The sequence below is a fragment of the Collimonas sp. genome, from assembly GCF_044339385.1.
Classification (GTDB): domain Bacteria; phylum Pseudomonadota; class Gammaproteobacteria; order Burkholderiales; family Burkholderiaceae_D; genus Collimonas.
On record NZ_JBIIVN010000082.1, the window covers coordinates 1 to 11,046 of the forward strand.

Genomic DNA, 11,046 nt, shown 5'->3' on the forward strand with positions numbered 1-11,046 from the left:
CTAACATTTCCATGGTGATCACCTTATATCTCCTGCCTAAAAATTAGACAGGGCAAGTAGAACACCTGGGTCAATTTTGAATCAGCACTATGCCCTTTGCTGGGTCAATTTTCGGTCAGCCGTAACAATCATGTGGCGCACATATCCTGCCGCGACTCTCCGCTTGCACCTATTCGCTGTATGGCTTTGGCAGCCTGCCCGGGGCGTGATTGCGCAACGCAACTACCTGTGTGAACACCGCCCGCAACTTGCGGTCCGTTGCCAGTATGGCATTGCCGTTACAATCGACATATTGCTGCGGGACCGGAGAAACAGTGCGCCGATATTGCCGTTGCCATGACAATACAGCGAATTGACGGTGTTACCGACCCCTGCGCCGACAAAAAAACGGTTACGTGCAATCATCACTTGTGGTGCCAACTGGTAAGCAGGATGTTCAGGCGGAACAGCGGTGGCAATTGGCTGTGCGCCATTGCAGTCAGCACCGAGGCCGGTTGCGGCATCATGGATATCGTCAACCCGATAACTGACCGCAAAACTAGCCATGCCGGGATTCCTGCTACAAGAAAAATTTCGTCTGCTACCCAGAGGTCGCACATAGCCGTTATCGCAGCCATGTAAGCCGAGCGCTAAGGTGCCTTCGACGGGAACGAAATCGGTGATTTGACCAGTATCGGCATAAGGATCGTCAAGGATCAGCCTGCCAAAACCCGCCTGTCGCAAATGATGCGCCATCAGATTCATTGCGTAGCTGCCGTCCTGTTGCAGCCGCATGTGTTCGTTATTGAGCCGAAAGCTGGCATTGCTGGCGAGGTATAGCGTCGATATCAGCAGCAGCAAGCCCAGACCGATCGCTGTCGACACTAGCAACTCGAAGATTGAAAAGCCGGATCGGGTGCGCTGTGGCAGCCACGCTGGCGGGCCATCGAATTTGCGCGTCAGCACAGGTTGCTGTCCAGCCGCAACTTGATCCGCCCTGAACCCGAGATGCATACCGTGCGCGCATGGTCGTTGCCACTATTGAATACCAGCTTGGTGAAGGTAAAGTTGGCATAGCCGCTTGCGGTGTAGGTAATGGAATGATTTGGCCCGGTGACGTTGATACTGTCGTCCAGCCGGCCTTGGCGCCATATGACCTGGTCACCATCCCTGACCTTAACCAGCCATCCGCTAGCCCAATCCCGGGCGTCTCGCTTAACGGTCGCGGCGCCGCTACACTGAGCCATATCGGCATCGGCATTAATGCTGCGGCAGATAACAACCGGCCGGCCGCTCTTGATCGCTTCGCTGCGCGCCAAACTGGCGGCAGAGATGAATTGATTGGTGGCTGCCGACAAACTATTGCGGATCACAAATTCCCGCATGGCCGGCAACGCGACGGACAGCAGAATGCCCATGATCGCCACGACCACCACCGCTTCGACCAGCATCACGCCAAGGTATCGCTTAACACTGCTTTTAAAACTGCTTAATGAAAACCTTGCCGAATTCATGGGATTTCTCGTGGTTTCTTCTTCAAATAAAAAAGACTATTTTCGATTCCCATTTTCACAAAAAAAAAGCGCCGATCAAATCGGCGCTGAGTCATTTAAGCCATTACCACTTAGATTATTTTTTTCGAGAAGGCGACCCCGAAAATTCCTCAATCATATTCTGGAACTCGGCAACATCTTCAAAGCTTTTATACACCGAAGCAAATCGGATGTAAGCAATCTTGTCGAGCCGCTTCAATTCCCGCATCACCAATTCACCGACATGGCCGGATAGCACCTCGCGCTCGCCACTCGACAATAGCTTATCCTTGATACGCTGCAAAGCTTCATCGAGCGCCTCGACCGAAACCGGCCGTTTACGCAGGGCCAGCATCAGGCTGGCGCGCAACTTAAGCGGATCGAAATCGGTGCGGCTACCATTTTTCTTGACGATCACCGGCATCGCCAGCTCGATCCGCTCGAAAGTCGTAAAACGTTTATCGCAATGCATACAGCGGCGCCTGCGACGAATCGAATCGCCCTCTTCCGACACACGCGTATCGAGGACCTGGGTTTCTTCATGCTGACAGAATGGACATTTCATGATGGCAGTAATCCGAAGTTGATTGCGGCTGGCTGTGCGAACATCTCTGCATTATTCCTAGTCGGGGCCACGCGCCGGTCCCTAAAAACCGGCATTTCACAGGGGCTTAGTTGGTACTAGGGCCCGTGCAGAGATCAAGCTGCAAGGGCCCAGAATTTCCCTGATCGGCGGCCCGCTTTGGCGGGCCGCCGATACACACATCAGACTAAGGTATTACGCTGCATACACCGGAAACGCATCGGTCAGCCGCTTGACTTCTGCCTTGACGCGCTCGATGGTTGCGGCGTCATGCGGATTGTCCAGCACGTCGGCAATCAGGTTACCCACCTTGGTTGCTTCGGCCTCTTTGAAACCGCGCGTGGTCAACGCCGGGCTGCCGACACGAATGCCGGAAGTGACGAATGGCTTTCCCGGATCATTAGGAATGGCGTTCTTGTTGCAAGTCATGTGCGCCGAACCAAGAATCGCTTCGGCTTCCTTGCCGGTGATCTTCTTGACACGCAAATCGACCAGCATCACGTGCGATTCGGTACGACCCGACACGATGCGCAAACCGCGAGCGATCAATGCCTTTGCCAACGCATCGGCATTCTTTACCACTTGCTGCTGGTAGGCTTTGAATTCCGGCGTCAACGCTTCCTTGAACGCTACTGCCTTGGCCGCGATAACGTGCATCAACGGCCCACCCTGGATGCCTGGGAAGATCGCCGAATTGATGGCTTTCTCGAACTCAGCCTTCATCAGAATGATGCCACCGCGCGGACCGCGCAGGGATTTGTGCGTGGTCGAGGTAACGAAATCGGCGTGCGGCACTGGATTTGGATACTCGCCAGCAGCGATCAGACCGGCGTAGTGCGCCATGTCGACCATGAAGTAAGCGCCAACCGCCTTGGCTACCTTGGACATGCGCTCGAAATCGATGCGCAGCGCGTAAGCAGATGCGCCAGCGATGATCATCTTCGGCTTCTTTTCGTGCGCCAGACGCTCGAATGCGTCGTAGTCGATTTCTTCTTTTTCGTTCAAGCCGTAGGACACCACGTTGAACCACTTGCCGGACATGTTCAATGCCATGCCGTGGGTCAGATGGCCACCTTCCGCCAGCGACATACCCATGATGGTATCGCCTGGCTTGAGCATGGCGAAGAACACGCCCTGATTCGCTTGCGAACCGGAGTTCGGCTGCACGTTAGCAGCTTCGGCACCAAACAATTGCTTGACGCGATCAATCGCCAGTTGTTCGGCAATATCGACGAATTCGCAACCGCCGTAATAACGCTTGCCTGGATAGCCTTCTGCGTACTTGTTGGTCAACTGCGTGCCTTGCGCCTCCATGACGGCTGGCGAAGTGTAGTTTTCCGACGCAATCAGCTCGATATGCTCTTGCTGGCGATGGTTTTCTTTTTGAATGGCGCTCCACAATTCTGGATCGACATTGGCGATGGTGTGATTTTTTTCGAACATGTAATACTCCAATCGATAAGGGTGAGCCTAAATCGAATGAGGGCCAGAAAATTAGGTGGAATGCGGCAGCCTCAGTCGTACTTTCCATTCGGGCTGCCCAGGCGCACGGCGGATGAAATCTCACGCTTCCCGGTGGGTACCCACCTTTTTACCAAAGCCTGCCTCAGTCTTTTGGGCCTGCAGAGGTATGGTTTATTTCGCCAGCCACGTGAGACGAAATGGTCTGCGTATTGTAAGTGAAGCCCTGAATTTGGGCAAGAATGCCGCAAAAACGCCGCTACGGCAGCCACAAACTGGCCGCACAGCAGATATTCCTCGATTACGGCAGGCTTATCGCTCAGATTGGGCTACAATTTCTGCCCTGACGCGTCGCAACAAACGCAGCGTAACAAACCGGTTTGCAATAAAAGGAGCAAGCATCATGATTGTCTTGATTACTGGCGCAACAGCGGGCTTCGGTGCTGAAATGGCACGTACATTCACCAAAAACGGTCATCAGGTCATCGCCACCGGCCGCCGCAAAGACCGGCTGGAGCAACTGGCTGCCGAATTGGGTGAAGCGGTATTGCCAATCGTTATGGATGTTACCGACAAGCATTCGATCAGCAACGCGTTAGCTTCGTTGCCGACCGCCTGGCAGGAAATCGACGTGCTGATCAACAATGCCGGCTTGGCACTCGGCACCGAAGCGGCGCAACTGGCTTCTCTGGAAGAATGGGAAACCATGATTGAAACCAATTGCAAGGGCTTGGTGACGATGACGCGGCTGGTGTTGCCTGATATGGTGAAACGCGGCCGTGGCACAATCATCAACCTAGGCTCGATCGCGGGCGAATATCCCTACCGGGGCGGTAATGTCTATGGCGCCACTAAGGCCTTCGTTAAACAGTTTACGCTAAACCTGCGCGCCGATCTGGTTGGAAGCGGCGTGCGCGCCACTGACCTGGCACCCGGCCTGTGCGGCGGCACCGAGTTTTCCAACGTGCGTTACCGTGGTAACGACGAAGCAGCCCCCAAGGTTTATGAAGGCACGCAGCCGCTGACCCCAGCGGATATCGCCAATACCGCTTATTGGATCGCCACATTACCGGCCCATATCAATATCAATCGTATTGAAATGATGCCAAATTGCCAGGGGTTTGCCGGAATGAACATTAAACGGACTTAAGCACAGCCGACGTCGACATCTGCCCGCCTGCACGGCGGTAGTGCGCAGCAGCCAGCATTATGTGCTCGATAGAAACTACCGCCACTTAGCTATAAAAAACAACAAATTCAACAGCGCCACGAATTAATGACCCAGAGCCCGATCATCCCGCCAGCAGGCTTCAATTGGCGCATCCGCGTGTACTACGAAGATACCGACACCGGCGGCGTAGTGTTCTACGCGAACTATCTGAAATTTTTTGAACGCACCCGCACTGAGTGGCTGCGTAATGCGGGAATCGGCCAGCGCGCACTGGCGCAGAGCGATGGCGTCGTGTTTATTGTCAAAAGCACCAGCGTCGATTACCATGCGCCGGCAAAGCTCGACGACTTGCTCGACATTACAGTCATGGTCGAACGCCTGAGCCGGGTTTCGGTAGATTTTGTGCAACAGGCATGGCGCCTGGATGACGACAACCAGAGGACATTGCTGACCACAGGCCGAATCACCGTTGTTTGCGTCAACAGCGAGAAACTTCGGCCAACCGCGATTCCGCCAAAGGTGCTGGAAAAAATACAACCGACAGCGGCAATTGAAGCGCCAAACGCCATGTAAATGAACCTTTCAAGATACATTTTTAGTGAAGTAATCATTGCCAATTGTCGGGCTACTGAACCTTCGAAGCCTTAAGGCAGTCTTAAGCTTCGTTGTGTAGACTTAAAACAAAGTAACCACGCTTTAAGGAAATTGCCAGAGTACGCGCAAAATTTGCAGTTTTAACTTTATATTACAATTCGCCGTAATTCGCTTTAATTACCTGTTAACGCGCTTTACTTAAGTTGCCAGGCCCAAGCTCCAGGTTCACCAACTTAATTAGACCTCAGACCATCATTCCTCAAGACCGCATCCATGACAGTCACCCAAGATCTTTCGTTTGTCACACTTATTACCAATGCCTCCGTCTTAGTACAGTTGGTCATGGCGCTGCTGCTGGCAGTCTCCGTGATGAGCTGGACTTACATCTTCCGCAAGATGTTCGCGATTCGCAGCGCCCGTCTCCAGACCGAAGAATTCGAGCGCGCATTCTGGTCCGGCGGCAATCTGAGCGCCTTATATCAGGATGCCACCTCGAATCGCCGCAAGGCGGGCCACACCGGTGCGCTGGAGCGTATCTTCGAAGCCGGCATGGATGAGTTCAACAAGGTCAAAGCATCGCTCGGCAACAAGGCCAACAACGATTCGGCCGCACTGCTGGACGGCGCACGGCGCGCGATGCGTGCTGCCTACCAGCGCGAAATGGACCGCCTCGAATCGCACCTGGCGTTCCTCGCCTCGGTTGGCTCAGTCTCTCCTTACGTCGGCCTGTTCGGTACGGTATGGGGCATCATGAACGCGTTCCGCGGCCTGGCCAATGTGCAGCAAGCGACGCTGGCGGCTGTGGCGCCGGGCATCGCCGAGGCCCTGATCGCCACGGCGATCGGCCTGTTTGCGGCGATTCCAGCGGTGGTTGCCTACAACCGCTTTTCTCATGATGTCGATCGCCTCGCCATCCGCTTCGAAAGCTTCATCGAAGAATTCTCCAACATCTTGCAACGTCAGGCGCGCTAATGTCCGGCTCTTCCATGCGCGGTGGCCGTCCCCGCAAATTTAAGGCGGAAATCAATGTCGTGCCGTACATTGACGTGATGATGGTGCTGTTGGTGATATTCATGGTGTCGGCGCCGCTGACCAATCCAAGCGTCATTAATTTACCGAATGCGGCAAAAGCGGCAACCCCACCGACCGAATATATCGAGATCACGTTGAAGCCGGATCAGCAGACCAGCGTGCGCATCAACGGTCAACAGAGCGGCGCCAGCGTGGCAGAGACCGTGCCGCGCAACGGGCTAAAGCGCAAGTTACAAGCCCTGCACGACGAAAAGCCCGACACGCCGGTGATGATTTCGGCCGACAAAGACATCAAATACGACGAAGTGATTCAGGTCATTTCGGAGGCCAAGATGCTTGGCATCAACCGCGTCGGACTGGCGACAAAGTGACGATCTGGTTATGACAGGCAACTCCCCGTATTCCGTACCGAAAGAACCTGGCAGCATCCGCGCTATTATGCTGGCGGCCGCGGTGCACGCTGCTCTATTTGCATTCCTGTGGTTCGGCATTCACTGGCAGAGCCAGCAGCCGGTTGCGGTTGAAGCTGAAGTCTGGAGTCCCGACATTAAAGAAGCTGCACCGCGGGCGCCGGAACCGAGCCCGGTGCCGCAGCCTGCGCCTGAGCCCAAACCGGAGCCGATAGTGCAGGAAGCCGCACCGCCGAAGGTAGTGGCACCACCTTTACCCGATCCTGAAATTGCGCTCGAAAAGGAAAAAAAGCGTAAAGAGCAGGAACGCAAGGAACAGGCGCGCCGGGAAGAGCTGGAAAAACAAAAGAAATTGCAAAAACAGCAAGCAGAACAAGAGCAAAAGGATAAGCTGAAAGCTGAAGCCGAGCAAAAAGTTGCCAAGGAAGAGGCCGCGGCTCAGGAAAAACAGAAGCAGGAAGCGCTCAAAAAAGCGGAAGCCGATCCCGCCAAGAAGAAGCAAGCTGCGGCCGATGCTGCCGCTGATAGCAAGCGCCACAATGACGAATTGAAACGCATGCTAAGCCAGGCAACCGGCAGCGGCGCGGCCAACAGCACCGGTACCGCCGCACAATCGCAAGGCCCGCGCGGCGATCCTAGCTACGGTCAAAAGGTGGGTGCCAAGATCAAGTCGAATATTAACTTTAATGTGCCCGATGGCTTGCCAGGAAACCCAGCGGTGGAATTTGATGTCGAACTGCTGCCGGATGGTTCAGTCGCTAGTCTGCGCCTGAGAAAATCCTCCGGCGTGCCGGGCTTTGACGAAGCAGTGAAGCGTGCTATCGAGAAATCTGCTCCTTATCCAAAAGATAGCAAATTAGGTGTTGTACCGCCTAGTTTCATCGGAATTCATAAACCGAAAGATCAGTAAGCCATGAAAAATAAATTGCTTCACCTACTCGCGGTCTTTGGACTGACAGTGACCACATTCGTCACATCCTCTGCAGCCAATGCGCAATTACGGATCGAGACTTCCGGCGTTGGCGCCAACCAGATCCCCATCGCCATTGCCGGATTCAGCAACGAAAACCTGGCACCACAGCAGATCACCGAGATCATCAAGACAGATCTCTCGCGCAGCGGCATGTTCAAGATTGTTGACACCGGAGATGTCATCTCCGAAGCTGCCCAAGTTAATCTGGCCGACTGGAAGGCGCGTGGTGCCGATGCCTTGGTGATAGGTAGCGTGCAACGTCTGGCAGATGGCCGTTTCGACGTGCGCTATCGGCTGCTCGATACCATCAAATCGGCGCAACTTTCAGCCATGGCTCTGGCAGCACCGCCACAATACACCAGGGTCACAGCCCACAAGATAGCCGACGACATCTATGAAAAACTGGTCGGTGGACGAGGCGCCTTCGCCACCCGGATTGCCTACATCATCAAGGCCGGTAAAGAATATCGCCTGGAAGTCGCCGACTCCGACGGCGAAGGTACGCAAGTAGCATTACGCTCCAACGAACCGATCATCTCGCCAGCCTGGTCGCCGGACGGCACCAAGGTCGCCTACGTATCGTTTGAAGCAAAAAAACCGGTTGTATATGTACAAGATCTGGTCACCAAACAACGCATCGCGGTGGCCAACTACAAAGGCAGCAACTCGGCCCCCTCGTGGTCGCCCGACGGCACCAAACTGGCCATCGCCCTGGCACGCGACGGCCTCACTCAGGTCTACGTGGTCAACGCCGATGGCGGAGGCCTGCGACGCCTGACCAACACCAATGGCATCGACACCGAACCGCAATTCTCGGCCGACGGCCAGAGTATCTACTTCACCAGCGACCGCAGCGGCGGCCCGCAAATCTACAAGATGAGCGCTAATGGCGGCGACGCCCAGCGCGTGACATTTTCCGGCAGCTACAACATCAGCCCGCGGATTTCGCCAGACGGTAAAACCTTGGCGTATATTTCGCAGCGCGGCGGCCGCTTCCAGCTCTATGCACTGGATCTGACCAACGACCAGGAACAGCGCCTGTCTGACACCGTCAAGGATGAATCACCGAGTTTTTCGCCAAATGGTAAATACATCATGTATGCGACCGAATCGGGTCGCCGTGGCTCTTTGGCAGTCGTCTCAGTTGACGGTCGCGTAAAACAGCGTTTAACTATGCAAGCGGGCGATATACGTGAGCCTACTTGGGGTCCTTTCATGAAATAATCACGCAGTAACTTTGAACCGACGTTCTTTTCCCACTTTGGAGAATAAAAAATGCTAAATATTAAAAACTTTGCCCTTATCCTTGCCAGCGCCATTTTGCTGGCGGCCTGCTCATCCCCGGTCAAGTTGAATGACACGGCGGCACCTGTGGTAGACAGAGGCAGCAACACAGGAGCCGATCCACGTGCCGTCAACACAGTTGACGCCGGCTCTGCCGATCCACTGAACCAGCCAGGCGGCATCCTCTCGAAACGCAGCATCTACTTTGACTTCGACAGCTACATCGTCAAGGATGAATTCAAATCCGTAGTTGAAGCGCACGCCCAATACCTGAATAGCCACAAAAATCGCAAGATCATCATCCAAGGCAATACCGATGATCGCGGTGGCCGCGAGTACAACCTGGCACTCGGACAAAAACGGGCAGAAGCCGTGCGCAAAGCACTCGTATTGCTTGGCGTATCCGATGCTCAGGTCGAAGCAGTCTCGCTAGGTAAAGAAAAGCCTAAGGCGCTCGGCAATGACGAGGCTTCTTACGCTGAAAACCGCCGCTCCGATATCATTTATCAATAATAATGATGCAGACGTCCTTCAAAGCCACAATCGCTGCGGCCTTACTGGCCGCAGTTTCCTTCGCCCCGGCGGCACATGCCGGGTTGTTTGACGATAATGAGGCACGTCGTGCGATATTGGATATCCGCGACAGGATTGATGCTGTCAATGCACGGGTAGACACCAAGGCGGACAAGACCAGCTCGCTGAACCTGGCCGACCAAAACGAGCGTCTGAATCAGGAAATCGCCAAGCTGCGCGGACAGATCGAAGTGCTGACCAATGAACTGGCCAATACGCAGCAGCGCCAAAAGGACTTCTACGTAGATCTTGATACCCGTCTGCGCAAGCTGGAACCGCAAAAAATCAGCGTTGACGGTCGGGAAGTCAGTGTCGGCGCCAATGACCAGCAAGCTTATGATGCAGCACTGGCGACCTTCAAATCGGGCGACTATAAAACTGCAGCTTCGGCATTTTCTAATTTCTTAAACGCCAGTCCGGACTCTGGCCTGGCTCCATCAGCGCAATACTGGCTCGGCAATGCGTATTACGCACAACGTGACTACAAGAATGCAATTGCCGCCCAACAGGTTGTAGTCAGCAAATATGCCGACAACCCGAAGGCAGCCGACGCCCTTCTGAATATCTCCAGCAGCTATACCGAGCTGAAGAATAAGCCACAGGCCAAGCGCGCACTGGAACAACTGTTGGCGCAATATCCAAACGCGCCGGCAGCACAAACGGCAAGGGAGCGCTTGAGCTCGCTCAAGTAGTTGCCAAATAAAATTTAGCTGTTTTTGAAAATAAAAGCGCATATGGGTTTGACACCTGATATAGACTTTGTCTATAATAGCTCTCTTTCGGGTCGTTAGCTCAGCTGGTAGAGCAGCGGACTTTTAATCCGTTGGTCGCAGGTTCGAATCCCGCACGGCCTACCACGAATATAGGCAGTAAAAGCGCAGTAAAAACAAAGGCTTCCGCAAGGAGGCCTTTGTTTTTACTGCGGCTCAAGCGCATTGAAGCGCGGTCAGTGGCAAAAATGGCGATAATTTTAGACCTTGATTTAGCGCCCCGATAATCCCGGATAAATAACTGGGGAAATATGCGCTTGTCGCCCCGACTTTACAACCGAGTTGAGTTACTTGAAGCGGGTTGTGCATGTTCGTTTTGGTATTTTTTCATTCATAGTGTTACCAATGCAACGTTATTTTAGTGCGTCTGAGACAGACAAAACCCGCATCGGAACTCACTCGAAAAAGGCCCCTAATTCACTTGCCAGAGCCTCGACTTCTTCCTGTGGCATTATCGCAATATCACGCACTGCCTGGCCTTTTTCGGTAGCGTTGAATTCCTCAGCCAAGCTAGCGCGCGAACTCGAATCATGGTGTAAGTGAATCAGCGGCACAAAGAAAGAGTGCCAGCGTGTTGGCGCTAATTGAATCTTGACCCAGCCTGCTGATCGAAATGTGACCCAGGGCTGGTCGCTGCGTTTTGAGTTAGCAGCTGTGGATAAGTCTATCAAACAGTTGGTGTTG

At 54.0% G+C, this 11,046-nt stretch carries 13 protein-coding genes, 1 tRNA gene and 1 riboswitch; of the genes, 9 read left to right on the top strand and 5 right to left on the bottom strand.

Annotated features, from left to right (window positions below; translation table 11 throughout):
- Positions 1 to 222: 222 nt before the first annotated feature.
- The 4 genes from ACIQ0R_RS07575 to glyA all read right to left on the bottom strand — a co-directional run bounded on the left by ACIQ0R_RS07575 (position 223) and on the right by glyA (position 3,537).
- Positions 223 to 864, bottom strand: a complete 642-nt coding sequence (locus ACIQ0R_RS07575; RefSeq protein WP_395825736.1) for a PilW family protein — start codon at positions 862 to 864, stop codon at positions 223 to 225.
- A gap of 74 nt (positions 865 to 938) precedes the next feature.
- Entirely contained in the window at positions 939 to 1,493 is a 555-nt protein-coding gene (locus tag ACIQ0R_RS07580; protein WP_395825739.1) for a GspH/FimT family pseudopilin, read from the bottom strand.
- 115 nt (positions 1,494 to 1,608) lie between these two features.
- Positions 1,609 to 2,076, bottom strand: a complete 468-nt coding sequence (gene nrdR, locus ACIQ0R_RS07585) for a transcriptional regulator NrdR (protein ID WP_395825743.1) — start codon at positions 2,074 to 2,076, stop codon at positions 1,609 to 1,611.
- Between the two features lie 213 nt (positions 2,077 to 2,289).
- A complete protein-coding gene (gene glyA, locus ACIQ0R_RS07590) occupies positions 2,290 to 3,537 on the bottom strand; it encodes a serine hydroxymethyltransferase (RefSeq protein ID WP_395825746.1) in 1,248 nt (415 codons plus the stop codon).
- 88 nt (positions 3,538 to 3,625) lie between these two features.
- Positions 3,626 to 3,755: riboswitch (ZMP/ZTP riboswitch) on the bottom strand.
- A gap of 203 nt (positions 3,756 to 3,958) precedes the next feature.
- Between glyA and ACIQ0R_RS07595 the strand changes: the two genes are divergently transcribed.
- The 9 genes from ACIQ0R_RS07595 to ACIQ0R_RS07635 all read left to right on the top strand — a co-directional run bounded on the left by ACIQ0R_RS07595 (position 3,959) and on the right by ACIQ0R_RS07635 (position 10,449).
- Complete coding sequence (locus tag ACIQ0R_RS07595; RefSeq protein ID WP_395825771.1) at positions 3,959 to 4,705, top strand: SDR family NAD(P)-dependent oxidoreductase; 747 nt, start codon at positions 3,959 to 3,961, stop codon at positions 4,703 to 4,705.
- Positions 4,706 to 4,831: 126 nt separating this feature from the next.
- Positions 4,832 to 5,299, top strand: coding sequence for a tol-pal system-associated acyl-CoA thioesterase (gene ybgC / locus ACIQ0R_RS07600; protein WP_395825749.1), 468 nt, complete (start codon positions 4,832 to 4,834; stop codon positions 5,297 to 5,299).
- Positions 5,300 to 5,593: 294 nt separating this feature from the next.
- Entirely contained in the window at positions 5,594 to 6,292 is a 699-nt protein-coding gene (gene tolQ, locus ACIQ0R_RS07605) for a protein TolQ (protein WP_395825752.1), read from the top strand.
- Positions 6,292 to 6,723: an ExbD/TolR family protein gene (locus ACIQ0R_RS07610; protein ID WP_395825755.1), complete on the top strand. Its 432-nt coding sequence runs from the start codon at positions 6,292 to 6,294 to the stop codon at positions 6,721 to 6,723. The genes tolQ and ACIQ0R_RS07610 overlap by 1 nt, the downstream gene beginning before the upstream one ends.
- A gap of 10 nt (positions 6,724 to 6,733) precedes the next feature.
- A complete protein-coding gene (gene tolA / locus ACIQ0R_RS07615; RefSeq protein ID WP_395825758.1) occupies positions 6,734 to 7,672 on the top strand; it encodes a cell envelope integrity protein TolA in 939 nt (312 codons plus the stop codon).
- A 3-nt stretch (positions 7,673 to 7,675) separates the two neighbouring features.
- Positions 7,676 to 8,959, top strand: a complete 1,284-nt coding sequence (tolB, locus tag ACIQ0R_RS07620; protein WP_395825761.1) for a Tol-Pal system beta propeller repeat protein TolB — start codon at positions 7,676 to 7,678, stop codon at positions 8,957 to 8,959.
- A gap of 51 nt (positions 8,960 to 9,010) precedes the next feature.
- Positions 9,011 to 9,532: a peptidoglycan-associated lipoprotein Pal gene (pal, locus tag ACIQ0R_RS07625; protein ID WP_395825764.1), complete on the top strand. Its 522-nt coding sequence runs from the start codon at positions 9,011 to 9,013 to the stop codon at positions 9,530 to 9,532.
- Positions 9,533 to 9,537: 5 nt separating this feature from the next.
- Positions 9,538 to 10,284, top strand: coding sequence for a tol-pal system protein YbgF (gene ybgF, locus ACIQ0R_RS07630; protein WP_395825774.1), 747 nt, complete (start codon positions 9,538 to 9,540; stop codon positions 10,282 to 10,284).
- Between the two features lie 89 nt (positions 10,285 to 10,373).
- A tRNA-Lys gene (locus ACIQ0R_RS07635) sits at positions 10,374 to 10,449 on the top strand.
- A gap of 308 nt (positions 10,450 to 10,757) precedes the next feature.
- Here ACIQ0R_RS07635 and ACIQ0R_RS07640 read toward each other — a convergent pair.
- On the bottom strand, positions 10,758 to 11,046 hold a 289-nt coding region (locus tag ACIQ0R_RS07640), incomplete at its 5' end, for a hypothetical protein (protein ID WP_395825767.1).